This window comes from Ignavibacteria bacterium, from assembly GCA_013177855.1.
GTDB lineage: Bacteria > Bacteroidota > Ignavibacteria > Ch128b > Ch128b > Ch128b.
The window spans coordinates 1,863,099-1,876,830 of sequence record JABLYA010000001.1; the positions used below are offsets into that span (position 1 = coordinate 1,863,099).

At 31.2% G+C, this 13,732-nt stretch carries 12 protein-coding genes and 1 tRNA gene; 10 read left to right on the forward strand and 3 right to left on the reverse strand.

The window, feature by feature from the left end; genetic code table 11:
- Window positions 1-141: 141 nt before the first annotated feature.
- Window positions 142-1,632 carry a T9SS type A sorting domain-containing protein gene (locus HPY57_07855; GenBank protein ID NPV11687.1) on the forward strand — a complete coding sequence of 497 codons (1,491 nt, stop codon included), beginning with the start codon at window positions 142-144 and terminating at the stop codon, window positions 1,630-1,632.
- Between the two features lie 50 nt (window positions 1,633-1,682).
- Here HPY57_07855 and HPY57_07860 read toward each other — a convergent pair whose 3' ends face one another.
- The 3 genes from HPY57_07860 to HPY57_07870 all read right to left on the reverse strand — a co-directional run bounded on the left by HPY57_07860 (window position 1,683) and on the right by HPY57_07870 (window position 3,866).
- Entirely contained in the window at window positions 1,683-2,516 is an 834-nt protein-coding gene (locus tag HPY57_07860; GenBank protein ID NPV11688.1) for a class I SAM-dependent methyltransferase, read from the reverse strand.
- Between the two features lie 47 nt (window positions 2,517-2,563).
- Complete coding sequence (gene fbp, locus HPY57_07865) at window positions 2,564-3,583, reverse strand: class 1 fructose-bisphosphatase (GenBank protein ID NPV11689.1); 1,020 nt, start codon at window positions 3,581-3,583, stop codon at window positions 2,564-2,566.
- A 209-nt stretch (window positions 3,584-3,792) separates the two neighbouring features.
- Window positions 3,793-3,866 (reverse strand) — tRNA-Arg (locus HPY57_07870).
- 117 nt (window positions 3,867-3,983) lie between these two features.
- Between HPY57_07870 and HPY57_07875 the strand changes: the two genes are divergently transcribed.
- The 9 genes from HPY57_07875 to HPY57_07915 are packed head-to-tail and all read left to right on the forward strand — an operon-like array spanning window position 3,984 to window position 13,644.
- Window positions 3,984-6,269, forward strand: coding sequence for a TonB-dependent receptor (locus HPY57_07875; GenBank protein ID NPV11690.1), 2,286 nt, complete (start codon window positions 3,984-3,986; stop codon window positions 6,267-6,269).
- Window positions 6,270-6,302: 33 nt separating this feature from the next.
- A complete protein-coding gene (crtI, locus tag HPY57_07880) occupies window positions 6,303-7,781 on the forward strand; it encodes a phytoene desaturase (protein NPV11691.1) in 1,479 nt (492 codons plus the stop codon).
- Window positions 7,765-8,607, forward strand: a complete 843-nt coding sequence (locus HPY57_07885; GenBank protein NPV11692.1) for a phytoene/squalene synthase family protein — start codon at window positions 7,765-7,767, stop codon at window positions 8,605-8,607. The genes crtI (HPY57_07880) and HPY57_07885 overlap by 17 nt, the downstream gene beginning before the upstream one ends.
- The gene (locus HPY57_07890; GenBank protein ID NPV11693.1) at window positions 8,604-9,140 is read left to right on the forward strand and encodes a hypothetical protein; all 537 of its coding nucleotides are present in this window, start codon (window positions 8,604-8,606) and stop codon (window positions 9,138-9,140) included. Before HPY57_07885 ends, HPY57_07890 begins: the two co-directional genes overlap by 4 nt.
- Window positions 9,137-9,805, forward strand: a complete 669-nt coding sequence (locus HPY57_07895) for a lycopene cyclase domain-containing protein (GenBank protein ID NPV11694.1) — start codon at window positions 9,137-9,139, stop codon at window positions 9,803-9,805. Before HPY57_07890 ends, HPY57_07895 begins: the two co-directional genes overlap by 4 nt.
- Window positions 9,802-11,277 (forward strand): phytoene desaturase, encoded by a 1,476-nt coding sequence (gene crtI, locus HPY57_07900; protein NPV11695.1) that lies wholly within the window; start codon window positions 9,802-9,804, stop codon window positions 11,275-11,277. The genes HPY57_07895 and crtI (HPY57_07900) overlap by 4 nt, the downstream gene beginning before the upstream one ends.
- Window positions 11,274-11,927, forward strand: coding sequence for a hypothetical protein (locus HPY57_07905; protein ID NPV11696.1), 654 nt, complete (start codon window positions 11,274-11,276; stop codon window positions 11,925-11,927). Before crtI (HPY57_07900) ends, HPY57_07905 begins: the two co-directional genes overlap by 4 nt.
- On the forward strand, window positions 11,927-13,039 hold the full coding sequence (locus HPY57_07910) for a glycosyltransferase (protein NPV11697.1): 1,113 nt from the start codon (window positions 11,927-11,929) through the stop codon (window positions 13,037-13,039). Before HPY57_07905 ends, HPY57_07910 begins: the two co-directional genes overlap by 1 nt.
- Window positions 13,006-13,644 carry a carotenoid biosynthesis protein gene (locus tag HPY57_07915; protein ID NPV11698.1) on the forward strand — a complete coding sequence of 213 codons (639 nt, stop codon included), beginning with the start codon at window positions 13,006-13,008 and terminating at the stop codon, window positions 13,642-13,644. The genes HPY57_07910 and HPY57_07915 overlap by 34 nt, the downstream gene beginning before the upstream one ends.
- Window positions 13,645-13,732 lie beyond the last annotated feature (88 nt).

Below are 13,732 nucleotides of genomic sequence, written 5' to 3' on the forward strand. Positions count from 1 at the left end.
TTTTCATTCACTCGATTGCAAGAAAGTTCTAAGAGCTCAGATACATTCTAAATTGGAAAAATCAAAGAATTTCTTTTGATTTTTTTTTGTTTAGTTTTGAAATGCAAAAATCTAAAATTTAATGAAATATTCGGAGGTCAAATGAAAAATTTATTAACAAATTTTTTTGCCTTAACTTCAATCATTCTTTTGTTTCAATGGCAAAGTGGATTTTCTCAAGTTGGAAATGAATTCCCAATTGAAGTCGGTCCTGACTCTTGTTTTGCATTAGGATATGCTAATGATGATACAAAATATATGATTGTGATGAGAAGAGAAAAAAGTTATGGTGCTGATATTGTTGTTCAATTTCATTCAAAAGCAGATCACTCATTAATTGGAAGTCCAATAGTTCTGGGTTCAACAAATATGACTTTTGAAAATTTTGAAAAATCAATTCCTCAAGTAGCTTTTGATGGGACAAGATATCTTATTGTATGGACAGACGGAAAAAACGGAGGCATAAAATATCGATTTATTCATTCGCAAACATTTGAATTAAGTCAGCTCTATAATGATCCAACTTTACCAATCTATCTTGGTGGAATTAAATCTCTTCATTATAATCCAACAACAAACAAATATTTACTTGTTGGTTCAATCGAGACACAGGGTGGAAGTCTTTATCATATCTACACTTTTATTGGAACCGATGGAGTACTTTATTCATCAAGTCAATTGGCATCTTTTGCTGTCAGGCGTGAATTAAGCGTTTCATATGCTAACGGGAAATATTTGGTTTGCTTTATTAAGAAATCTTCCAATCCTAATTTGAATGATTATGAGGTTGTTGGTCAGTTATTGGATGAAAATGGAAATTTAGTTGGCAGTTCATTTGCAATTGATACTTCACTAGCTCCAAGTGATGATCCACTTTTTGTTCTTTTTGATGGCAAATATCATGTTTGTTTTTATACAGAAGAAGAGCAAACGGGCTGGAAAATTTATGCGAAAAGAATTGATCCTAATGGGAATGTTTCTTCCTCAAGAAGTTTGATTTCAAGTGATGGTCATATTCTTCCATTTGCAATCTTAGGCAATAGTAAAATACTAGTAACCTGGACAAGATTTCCTTATGAAACAACAGTCGGAGCTATAAAAGGGAAGTTTATTAACTTGAACTTAGACCCAATTGGTGATGACTTTTTAATTTTTCAGCATTTAAATAATAAAATACCAGTTGGTTCAATGGGAGTTTTTGCAGATAATAAATTTTTTGTCTATACAACTCGATTAGAGTTGGCTACAATTCTTACGAATGGCGATGTCTATGGAGTTACAATTCTTGATCCAACTGGAGTTGAAGATGAAATTAATTCAGTCCAGACTTATGAATTATATCAGAACTTCCCTAATCCCTTTAATTCTTCAACCAGGATAAAATTTTCAGTAAAAGAAACTCAGAATGTAAGTATTAGACTAATGAATATTCTGGGAGAAGAGATTGCAACTTTATTAAATGAGAATGTTTCATCTGGAGTACATTCTATTGAATTTAATGCTGAGAAGTTTAATTTAAGTGGTGGTGTTTATTTCTACCAGATGAAGGCAGGTGATTTTATATCAACGAAGAAAATGATTTATCTCAAATAACTTCGTTGGGAAGAATTTAGAAGCCTGTCGATGTTAAAACGGCAGGCTTTTTATTTTTTAGCAAAGACATTCATATTTTGACCGGATAAAATTAAAGTAGCCGGCTTTCTAATAAATTCTTTCAACCTTGAGTACTTTGAAGTTTGAAAGTTTATATTTAGCGGAGAAGAGTTTTTTCTCATCAGTTTAAACGGACTTAGAAAAGATTTCTGAATTTTTATTTTCTCAAAGCCTTCTGATCTTAAAAGGTTTTTAATTGATCTGGGTGAGTAATGGAAAAAATGATAAGGCAAACTCCATCCATTCCAATTTTCCCCTTGAATAAATCTATCTAAACTCATCACATTTGGAAGTGAAAGCCAGAGAATTCCATTTGTGTTTAGTAAACTTTTGACTTTTCTAATTGTTTGAAGTGGAGCTGGTAAGTGTTCAAATGAATGATAAAAAGCTATCAAATCATATTTTTGGTCAGTTTGAAATTCCTGTAAATCACCATTAAAAAGTTCAATCTCAAATTTTTCTTTAGCTACTCTGACACTGTAATTTGAAACTTCAACGCCATCAGCATTATATCCGAGTTCACGAAAAGCTTTCACCAAAAGTCCAAATCCAGCACCAACATCCAGAATAGAATTAACTATCCTAAATTGATCAGATATGTAATCCAAATAATATTGAGCAGTTGATTTTACAGATTCAAGATTTATTTCATCTTCATACAAATAATTCTCAAAATATTTTTCATCGTAAAGGTTTTGAGCAGATAAAATTTCTTCAATGTTGTTTAAAAATATCACCTGACAATCTTTACATTTTAAAAGCTCAAAACTTCCAATTGTTTTGAATAAAGTTGTTCTTCGAGAGTTACAAATTTTACAGTTCATAAGTAAATATGTTTAGTTTTTCACTAGTGAATTTCACTTAATATTAGTCATAAATCTCTTTTCCCCTGAACGAATTCTTCAGCAATTCGAACATCATGCGGACTTCCAATAAATAGTGGCGTTTTCTGATGTAATTCATTTGGCTCGATATCCAAAATTCTTTGATAACCATCAGAAGCTTTACCGCCAGCTTGTTCAACTATGAAAGCAAGAGGATTACACTCATACATTAATCGAAGTTTTCCATTTGGATTTTTCTTATCACCGGGATACATAAAAATTCCGCCGTAAAGTAAATTTCGATGAAAATCAGCGACAAGAGAACCAACATATCTTGCCGAATATGGTCTGCCAGTTTCTTTATCATCTTTTTGAAGATATTTAATGTATTTTTTCAAACCATCATCCCAGTAGATATAATTTCCTTCATTGATTGAGTAGATTTTCCCTTTAGTTGGAATTCGTATGTTATCGTGACTGAGTAAAAACTCCCCAACTGCAGGATCGAGTGTAAAACCATAAACTCCGTTTCCAGTAGTATAAACTAAAATTGTACTTGAACCATAAACAATGTAACCAGCAGCAACTTGTTCAGAACCTTTTTGCAGACAGTCTTCCAATGTTCCTGGCCCATTTCCCTTGGATTTTCTTCTGTAAATCGAAAAGATGGTTCCTATGCTGACATTAACATCAATATTTGACGAACCATCGAGTGGATCGAACAGCAACACATATTTACCAATTTTATTTCCTTTTGGCAGATGAATAATATCCTCTTCTTCTTCGGATGCCATTACACATAAGTGCCCGCCATGACTCATTGCGCTTATCAGCATATTGTGTGCATAGACATCTAACTTTTTAACTTCATCGCCGTGAATATTTTTTTCACCAGTAAAACCTAAAATATCTACCAATCCAGCTTTATTTACTTCAAGTGAGATAATCTTTGCTGCAAGAGCAAGGTCGGAAAGTAAATCAGAAAGTTCACCAGTTGCTTCGGGAAATTTTCTTTCGTTTTCTATAATGTGGCGTTCAAGAGTCAAAAATCGTTTAGGAATATTCATAAGAGTTCTCCTATTTGTTAGGTGATAATTTTTTGAAATAATTAATATTCTTAGGGAATGGTAAAAGATTTGTTTGAAAATTTTTCAGGTCAGTTAAATGCAAAAAGAAGAGATTTATAATCTTAATTGAGCAATTAAAAGATTTTTGATAACGCTTCAAAAGATCAATAAATAGATGAATGAAGACTTCGACCCTCCATATTTTTTTGTACCCCCGAGAGGATTCGAACCTCCGACACGCGGTTTAGGAAACCGCTGCTCTATCCTACTGAGCTACGGGGGCAAATTTTTCAAAATTTCCAATGACAATTTAAAAAAATCACCTCTGACTAAAAATTGATTTATCGTTTGAAACTAATTAACATTCGAGGCTTGTTTTAAGAACCAAAAAAGAGGATTTATGAAAAAGTTACTATTAATTGCATTAATAATCTTAATTTCAACATTTGACAGCTATTCACAATCTCAAAACGGCGAAATTAAAGGAAAAGTCATTGAAGCAAATAATAATCTTCCTATTCCATTTGCAAATGTTTTGATTGTTGGTACAAACCTCGGAGCTTCAACTGATTTGAATGGGAATTTTTTAATTAAAAATGTACCTGTTGGTATCTACCAATTACGAGCTTCTGTTATCGGTTACACTCCTCAAGTTAAAAATGATATAATGGTTAAGCCAAATAGAATCACTGAAGTAAATTTTGAACTCGTAACTCAAGCTATAGAAATTGAAAATGTAGTTGTTCAAGCAGATTATTTTGATAAAAATTATTTGGAGCCAGTAAGTGTGAGAAAATTTTCTCAGGAAGAATTGAGAAGAAGTCCCGGTGGCTTTGAGGACGTAGTGCGAGCTTTATCGGTTTTACCTGGCATAGCGCAAGCTGATGCTGGTAGAAATGATTTAGTTGTGCGTGGTGGAGCTCCAAGTGAAAATTTATATGTTGTTGACGGTTATGAAATTCCAAATATTAATCACTTTGGAACTCAAGGTTCTACTGGTGGACCAATAAGCTTTATAAATCTAGACTTTGTTGAAGATGTAAAATTTTCTACAGGTGGTTTCCCGGTTCTATATGGAGATAAGGTTTCTTCTACTTTGACAATTAATCTCAGGGAAGGAGATAAGCAGAAATTTGGCGGTAAAGGTACTTTATCTGCAACACTTTTTGGTCTTGATCTTGAAGGACCTGTTTTAGGTGAAAAATCTTCATTCATTTTTTCTGCAAGAAGAAGTTATCTTGATTTTATCTTTAAGGCTGCAGGATTTTCTTTCGTGCCCGAATACTATGATGTATTTACCAAGTTTGATTATAAAATTGACAACATTAATTCTTTGAATTTTCTTTTTATTGGTGCATTTGATAATGTAAAATTTTTCAATGATACACCAGAGAAAAGAAACAATAATGCCCGAATTTTAGGAAGTGATCAGATACAATATATTTCTGGTATTACCTACAAAAGAGTCTTTCGAGATGGGTTTATGAATTTAAGATACTATCGAAACTTTACTGATTACAACACAAGACAAAGTGATTCGCTTCTAAACCCAATTTTCAAAAACATCTCAAGAGAAGAAGAAAATAATCTTCAACTCGATGTTGTTCATAAATTCTTCAAGAATTTAGAAATGAACTTTGGTACATCATTAAAATTTATTGAGTTCGATGCTCAAATTCTTTTTCCAACTTTTGTGACAAGTTTTAGAGATACATTACCTCAGTTAGATTTCAACCGAACTAAGAATTTTTTCAAAGGAGCAACCTATATCAATTTCAACTATAGACCATTTTCTAAACTAACTTCTAATATTGGACTGCGTTATGACTATTTTAACGCAATAAATTCAAAATCATATTTGAGCCCAAGATTGTCATTATCTTATTTAGTTAATGATTACTTCACATTAAACTTAAGTGCGGGTATTTATAAACAATTTCCATCTTTGATATGGCTGGTTGCTTATGATCAAAATAGAAACTTAAAACCTATTGATGTTAAACAATATATTTTAGGTTTTGATTATTTAATTAGAGAAGATACTCAAATTAAAATCGAAACTTTCATTAAAAATTATTCAGATTACCCAACAAGTTTGACTCGTCCTTATCTTGTTCTTGCAAATACAGGTGCTGGATTTGCAGGAAGCGATGATAATTTTAGTTCGTTTGGTCTTGACCCGCTTGTAAGTGCAGGAAGTGGTTTCGCCCGTGGTGTCGAATTTTCAATTCAAAAAAAGATGTCGGAAATTCCTCTATATGGGATTTTTAGTTTGACTTATTCTAAATCAGATTTCAAATCTCTAGATGGATTTACACGAAGCAGTAATTTCGATCAGAACTGGTTGATAAATCTCAGCGGTGGTTATAGATTTAATATGTATTGGGAAGTAAGTACAAGATTTAGATTCGCTTCAGGAAGACCTTATACTCCATTTGATGACAATGGAATTCAATATGTGAATGATTTGAATTCAAAAAGATTAAAATCTATTCACAGCTTGGATGTGAGAGTTGACAGAAGATGGATTTTCAAGAATTGGACTCTGATTACTTACATTGACATCCAAAATATTTACAATCGTAGAAATTTGAGTGGAATTAGATGGGATCCGCGCACAAGAACAGTTGATGAAACTTCATCAATTGGAATCTTACCTTCAATTGGAATTTCAGCAGAATTCTAACAAAGTTTAATTTTGAACAAATCTGTATTAAAAATGGAAAAATCGGTAATTATAGTCGGTTCAGGACTTGGCGGGCTTTCGACCGCTTTGAGGTTAACGCAGCATAATTTCAAAGTTACAGTCATAGAAAAATATCACCAGCCTGGCGGTAGATTAAATCAACTTAAACTTGATGGTTTTACTTTTGATGTCGGTCCATCTTTTATGAGTATGACTTATGAACTGGATGAATTGTTTAATTACATAAATGAAAAGAATACACTCAAGCTAGAGCCGCTCGACCCGCTTTATAATGTTTTCTTTGAAGGCAGAAAAGAACCTTTTAGATTATGGAAAAATTTGAACAAACTTCAAGAAGAATTTGCAGAGGTCGAACAGAACTTGCCCGAAAAAGTTGAGAAATTTTTAGACCGGGCTTCAAGTTTTTTTCACGATACAATCGACACTGTAGTTAAAAGAAACTTTGACAGTAAATTTGATTATCTCTTACAATTATCCAAACTTCCAAAAAAACATATTCCTTACTTAATCAAGTCAGTCTGGAATGAAGTCTCAAAAACATTTGATAGTAATGAACTTCGAGTAATCTTTTCACTTGTTGCTTTCTTTCTTGGATCGACTCCTTTTAGAACCCCAGCAATTTATACACTTCTTAATTACACAGAAATGCGGCACAATGGTTACTGGAAAATCTCTGGCGGAATGTATCGGCTTGTTGAAGTCATAATGGAAATATTAGAACGCCGAGGAGCTAATTTTATTTTTAATACTGAGATTGTTGATTTTACTTCAAAGAATGGAAGGATTGTTAATTTAATTGATCAAAATGGAAATAAGCATGAGGCGGATATTTTCGTGATAAATTCTGATGCAGCGTTCTTTCGTGGAAAAGTTTTGAAGCGAAAGGGTTTTTCAGAACAAAGACTTGATAAAATGGATTGGACTATGGCTCCTTTCACAGTCTATCTTGGTGTGAAAGGAAAAATAGAAAACTTAGCTCACCATAATTATTTTTTGGGAAATAACTTCAAAGGATACGCAAATAAAATATTTACATCTTCTATCAGTCCTCAAAAACCATATTATTATGTTAATGTTTTAAGCAAATCTGAGCCATCATCAGCACCGCCTGATTCAGAAAATATCTTTATTCTTTGCCCTGTCCCGGATTTAAGATTTAAGCCTGATTGGTCTGATAGTGAAGAATTAGCTGATAATATAATTACGGATTTATCAAATCGAGTTGAGTATGATATTAAATCAAATATTAAAGTAATTAAAATATTAAATCCAATTGATTGGCAGAATGCGTTTAATTTGTATAAAGGTTCGGGACTTGGATTGGCTCATGGAATAAATCAGGTTGGTGCATTCAGACCAAAAAATAAAGATGAAGAATTTCGAAATCTTTATTATGTGGGTGCATCAACGACTCCTGGAACAGGTTTACCAATGGTTATTATCAGTTCCAAACTTGTAACTGAAAGGATACTGAATGATAGAGCTTTATAATAAGGTTTGTTTTGAGACAAGCAAGATTTTTACAAATCGTTATTCTACTTCTTTCAGTCTTGGGATTTTGGCTTTGGATAAAGAATACAGAGACTCAATTTATTCAATCTATGGTCTTGTTAGAATCGCTGATGAAATTGTTGATACATTTCTCGATTCAAATAAGAAAGAGTTGTTAGATAAGCTAAAAGATGATACTTATAATGCGATACGAAATAAACTTTCCTCAAATCCAATATTGCAATCTTTTCAAATAACTGTAAACAAGTACAAAATACCCACCGACTTAATCGATGCATTCTTTCACTCGATGGAAATGGATATCTATCAAGGAAAGTATTCGCGAGGTGAATATGATAAATACGTTTATGGCTCCGCTGAGGTTGTTGGATTAATGTGTCTTAGGGTTTTTGTAAATGGTGATGAAAGCAGGTATAATGAATTAGTTCCTCAAGCGCGCTCGCTTGGTTCGGCTTTTCAAAAAGTCAATTTTCTTCGTGATTTAGGGAGTGATATAAACGAACGGAAAAGAATATACATTCCTGAAGTTTATGATGTAAATGCATTAACAGAAGAGCAAAAACAAAAGCTGATTAAAGAAACAGAACGCGAATTTGAACTTGCTCTGGATGGAATTAAAAAATTACCTGCTGCTGCTAAGCTGGGTGTTTATTCTGCGTATCTTTATTACCTGACATTACTAAAAAAAATTAAAAGAGAACCTGTTCTTACACTTCTAACCAAACGTGTTCGAGTTAATAATTTGCATAAGTTCTTCCTGCTCATTAAAGCTTTTGTTCAGGTCAGATTGTTGAGAGTTGTATGAGAACTCTAATCTTTTTATTAATAATTTTTGGGGGTCATCTGTTCGCTTTCGAAACTAGTGGTAAAAATGAAGTCAGAAAACTTTTTTATTACTCAGTCGAGTCTACAGACTCATTAAAAAAATTTGAGACTGAATTAAAAAAACTTAATTCAAAGATTGATGAAAATTTTTTACTTGCTTATAATGGGGCATACTTAACGCTTGTCGCTAAACACTCAATTAATCCATACACCAAATATTATAAATTGAAGGAAGGTCTTGAGCTTATAGGTAAAGCAATTCAGCGAGAACCAAATAATTTAGAATACAGATTTATTCGTCTTTCAATACTTAATTATGTTCCTTCGTTTTTAGGATTTGATGATTTATTCTTTGAAGATTTCGAAAAAGCAAATCAATTGATAAGACAAAAAGATTATTCAATCGTAGATAAGCAAACTCAAAAAGGAATAATTGAATTTCTCCTGAGAAGCAAAAAATTAAATTCAGTCCAGAAATCAGAGCTTAAAAAACTTTACAAAGACTTTGAATGAAAACTTACTTTATTCTCCTGCTTTCGAGTTTTCTTATTCCCTTTCTTTTTTCATTTGAAAGACAAATTTTTTTTATTAAGAATTTGAAATTTGTCTTCAAGTCTGTTTTTGTTGTCGCTATTCCATATTTAATCTGGGATGAAATTTTTACTTCAAACAAAATTTGGGGATTTTCTTCTGAGCATATAGTAGGATTTAAAATTTTGAATTTGCCCATTGAGGAAATTTTATTCTTTGTCGTTGTCCCTTATGTTATAATTTTTGTTTACGAGGTAATTAATTTTTACTTAAAAGATAAGGTAATTAATCTTCAGAAAAAGATATTCCTTTTTGCATCAATATTAAATTTTGTTCTTGCAATGATTTTAATTGATAAAACTTATACAGCAACTCAGTTAATAGTTACAAGTTTATTCTTTTTCTTTGCTTACTTTTTCGGCTGTAAAACTTTGGAGAGAAAAAATTTCTGGGTTTTGATTTTTATATCTTTTGTTCCTTTTTTTATAGTCAATTATTTCCTGACTTCTTTACCAGTTGTTTGGTACAATGAAAATAAAATTACAGGATTGCGAATTATTACAATCCCCATCGAAGATTTTTTGTACCATTTCACAATGACTTCATTTTACATTTTATCATATAACTACTTCAAACTGAAAAAATGAAAAAGCGAGTTGCAATTATTGGATCAGGTTTTGGCGGACTCTCAGCTGCAATTAATCTGGCTATAAAAGGATTTGATGTATCTATCTTTGAAAAAAATTCAGAATTAGGCGGAAAAGCAAGCGAATTAAGATCTGATGGATTTAGATTCGATACAGGTCCGACTTTAGTAACAATGCCATTTGTAATTGAAAAATTATTTGAAATAGCAGGTGAAAAACTTGAAAAGCACATCTCATTAAAGAAGAAAGATCTTATTTGTAAATATTTTTTTTCTGATGGTACGGTATTTAATGAATATTCTAACAAAGAAAAACTTTTTGATGAATTCGAAAAATTTACGGGGGAAAGCAAAAGCAAATTAAATCGATTCTTAAATTATTCTAAAAGAATTTATGACTTAACGGCTGATCTCTTCTTATTCAACCCATTTTTTAATTTGAATAATTTTTTTAGTCTGAAAGGATTAAGGACATTAATTAATCTTCCTAAAATTGATCCGTTTAGGACAATCCATCAGGCAAATATTTCGTTTTTCGATTCAAAAAATATTATACAATACTTCGATAGATATGCGACTTACAACGGATCAAATCCATTTAAAGCACCTGCTACTTTAAATATTATTCCTTATGTTGAACTTGAGCTTGGGGGGTATTATTCAGAAAATGGAGTTTATCGGCTTGTTGAAAAGTTATCTCATTTAGCTCGAAAGCTTGATGTTGATATATTCATTAATTCGGAAGTCAGAAAAATTTTAATCGATAAAAAAAGAGTCAAAGGATTAGAAATAAATGGAATCAAAGAAAATTATGATCTCGTAGTTTCAAATGCTGATTTGTTTTATACTTATCAAAATCTAATTGGTGATGTAAATCTTAAAGAACCAAAACGATACCTTAATCAAGAACTTTCAACTTCGGCTTTGATTTTTTATTTCGGTGTGAAAGGAAATTCAGATAATCTTGAAATGGATAATATTTTATTCTCCGAAAACTACGAAAAAGAGTTTACACAACTTTTTGTTGATAAAATTATTTCTGATGATCCAACAATTCATATTCACATTTCTTCAAAGAAAAATAGTTCAGACGCACCAGAAGGTTTTGAAAACTGGTACGTAATGATTAATGCACCTTCGACTAAAGAACTAAAGTTCGATCTAAGCCAGGTGAAAAAAATAATTCTGAAAAAAATTAAGAGAATGACCGGCCTTGATATTGAAAATCAAATTGTATTTGAAACTTGCCAGACGCCAGAAATTTTGGAAAACAGAACTTCTGGTTTATTTGGAAGTCTTTATGGTCCTTCTTCAAATAGTCGTTATTCTGCATTTCTTAGACAAAAAAATAAATCAAGTGTATATGAGGGATTATATTTTTGCGGTGGAACAGTTCATCCAGGCGGCGGAATTCCATTAACAATTTTATCTGGGAAAATTACAGCTGAATTAATTGAGCGTTATGAGAAATGATTGAGGCAAAGCACAATAAATTTCTGAGATATCTGTTTAATTTTTATATCAATAATCAATTCAAAAAATTTTTTAATAAGTTCTTTGTGGTTAGTGAATTGCCAAAGAAATTGAATAATAATTCATTGCTTGTCTTACCGAATCATTTTTCGTGGTGGGATGGTTTTTTCGTTGATTTGATTAATAGAAAGTTCTTCTCTGACTATAAAATTTATATGATGGTACTTGAGGAAACTATCAAAAGGTATTGGTTCTTTAATCACATTGGAGCTTTTTCAATTAATCAATCAAAACACAGGGATGTTATACAATCCTTCGAATTTGCAAAATACTTACTGAAGAAGAAAAAAAATTTCGTCGTTATTTTCCCACAGGGAGAATTACAATCTTATAGAACGAATGTGAATATAAAACCTGGAGTTTTTGAATTAATCTTGAAAGATTCTTACGAATTTGATCTTCTTTTTCTGGCGATGAAAATCCAATTTGAGAACGAGAAAAAACCGAATGTCTACTTTAAATTGAGTGATGTTAAGAGCTCAAAAGATTATTCATCCGACTATCAAAAATTAAAAAATGATTTTATTCAAAATTTAGTTGAACTTGAAAATCAACTGTTGATTTCACGGAAATTTGAAATAAAAGTGTAATGATTGATATTTTGTTTATTTTAATTCTAATTGCTCAAATAATTTTTTCATTTATTGTTTTCTATAATTTTTTATCGAACATCACGCTTAAAGATGATTTGAGTCAAAAATTCAATTTCGAAAAGCTTTCAATATTAATTCCGTTCAGAAATGAAGAAAAGAATGTTGAGGAATTCCTTAAAAGTCTTTTAATGCAAGATTTAGAAAATACTGAGATTATCTGTTTGAATGATAACTCAGAAGATAAAACCGGAGAGCTGCTTCAAAAATTTTCAGCAGATAAAAAAAACATTAAAGTAATTAACGGTGAACCGCTTCCAGATGGCTGGATTGGAAAAAATTGGGCTTGTCATCAACTCGCTGAAAATTCAATTGGCGACTACTTGATTTTTATTGATGCTGATGTACGACTAAATAAAAATGCGATTAAAGCTGCTTTTTTAAAAATGAACGATCTGAATGCATCTATGTTGTCTGTTTTTCCATCTCAGATTATGAAATCACTTTCTGAATTTTTAATAGTTCCTTCTATGAACTGGCTGCTTCTCACTTTTCTGCCATTAAAATTTGTATACAAGATTTCAAATCCGGCTTTTGTTGCGGCAAACGGTCAATTTATTATCATTAAACGAGATGCGTATTTCGCAATTGGAGGACACAAAAGTGTTAAAAACAAACCAGTTGAGGATATGGAACTTGCTCGTTTGCTGAAGAAGAATGGTTATAAGATTGTAACTTTACTCGGTGGTCATTTGATCTTTGCAAGAATGTACGAAAGTTTTAATGAGGCATTGAATGGATTTTCAAAAAATTTTTATCCTGGTTTTAGCACCTCTTATTTGAAATTTTCGTTTTTACTTGGAATGATTGCGCTTACATTTTTAGCTCCGTTTATTTTGATGTTTCTTTCGATCAAATATTTTTTAATTGTTGGAGCTATTCTCATACAAAAAATTCTTATTTCAAAAAAGTCAAATCAAAAAATTATACCAAATTTAATTCTTACTCCAATTCAATTATTTATTGTGATTTTTATTGGAATAAGATCAATGATTTTAAGTCATAAAGGTAAACTTGAATGGAAGGGCAGAAAATTAATCATAGGAAATTAACAATTATTTTTCTCGCGACTTTCTATATAGTTGGAATTGTAATTCATCAGTACACAAATTTTTCAAAACTTTTAAGTTTTCTTACACCATTATTTTTATTAGTCACATCGACGATTGTAATTTTTGAGGAAGTACCATCGAAAAGGTTTTTACTTTGGGTGATTGCAAGTTATATTTTTACTTTTTTAATAGAAGTTGCTGGAGTAAAAACAGGATTAATTTTTGGCCAATATCAATATGGTGAAAATCTTGGAATTAAAATTTTTGATGTTCCCTTGATAATTGGTTTGAATTGGGTTGTCCTTATTTTAGCAGCTGTTGGTTTTGTAGAAAATTTAAAGTGGTCAAGTTTTGTAAAATCTGCTTTTGTCGGACTTTTGATGTTTGTTTATGACATCTTGTTAGAAATTGTAGCTCCTAAGCTTAATTACTGGTTTTTCGATGGAGGAATTGCGCCACTACAAAATTATTTATCCTGGTTTATTATTTCTTTCAGTTTTGGATATTTATATTTTTATTTAAATATCAAAAGGTCACTTGTAATTGCCAGGTTCAATTTAATCTTCCAAATTATTTTCTTCTTGTTAATAGAAGTATTAAAATAATTTTATAAATATCTTTCTTCCAAAGTAGGCTAACACTCCATATCATTTCAATTAAAATCATACTCAAATCCAATCAAAAGGGTGAGCT

Coding starts and splice junctions, on each gene's coding strand:
- crtI (NPV11691.1), top strand. CDS start 6,303: ATGGAAAAATCGGTAATTATAGTCGGTTCAGGACTTGGCGGGCTTTCG.
- HPY57_07915 (NPV11698.1), top strand. CDS start 13,006: ATGGAAGGGCAGAAAATTAATCATAGGAAATTAACAATTATTTTTCTC.
- HPY57_07910 (NPV11697.1), top strand. CDS start 11,927: ATGATTGATATTTTGTTTATTTTAATTCTAATTGCTCAAATAATTTTT.
- HPY57_07895 (NPV11694.1), top strand. CDS start 9,137: ATGAAAACTTACTTTATTCTCCTGCTTTCGAGTTTTCTTATTCCCTTT.
- fbp (NPV11689.1), bottom strand. CDS start 3,583: ATGAATATTCCTAAACGATTTTTGACTCTTGAACGCCACATTATAGAA.
- HPY57_07890 (NPV11693.1), top strand. CDS start 8,604: ATGAGAACTCTAATCTTTTTATTAATAATTTTTGGGGGTCATCTGTTC.
- HPY57_07860 (NPV11688.1), bottom strand. CDS start 2,516: ATGAACTGTAAAATTTGTAACTCTCGAAGAACAACTTTATTCAAAACA.
- HPY57_07875 (NPV11690.1), top strand. CDS start 3,984: ATGAAAAAGTTACTATTAATTGCATTAATAATCTTAATTTCAACATTT.
- HPY57_07855 (NPV11687.1), top strand. CDS start 142: ATGAAAAATTTATTAACAAATTTTTTTGCCTTAACTTCAATCATTCTT.
- HPY57_07905 (NPV11696.1), top strand. CDS start 11,274: ATGATTGAGGCAAAGCACAATAAATTTCTGAGATATCTGTTTAATTTT.
- crtI (NPV11695.1), top strand. CDS start 9,802: ATGAAAAAGCGAGTTGCAATTATTGGATCAGGTTTTGGCGGACTCTCA.
- HPY57_07885 (NPV11692.1), top strand. CDS start 7,765: ATGATAGAGCTTTATAATAAGGTTTGTTTTGAGACAAGCAAGATTTTT.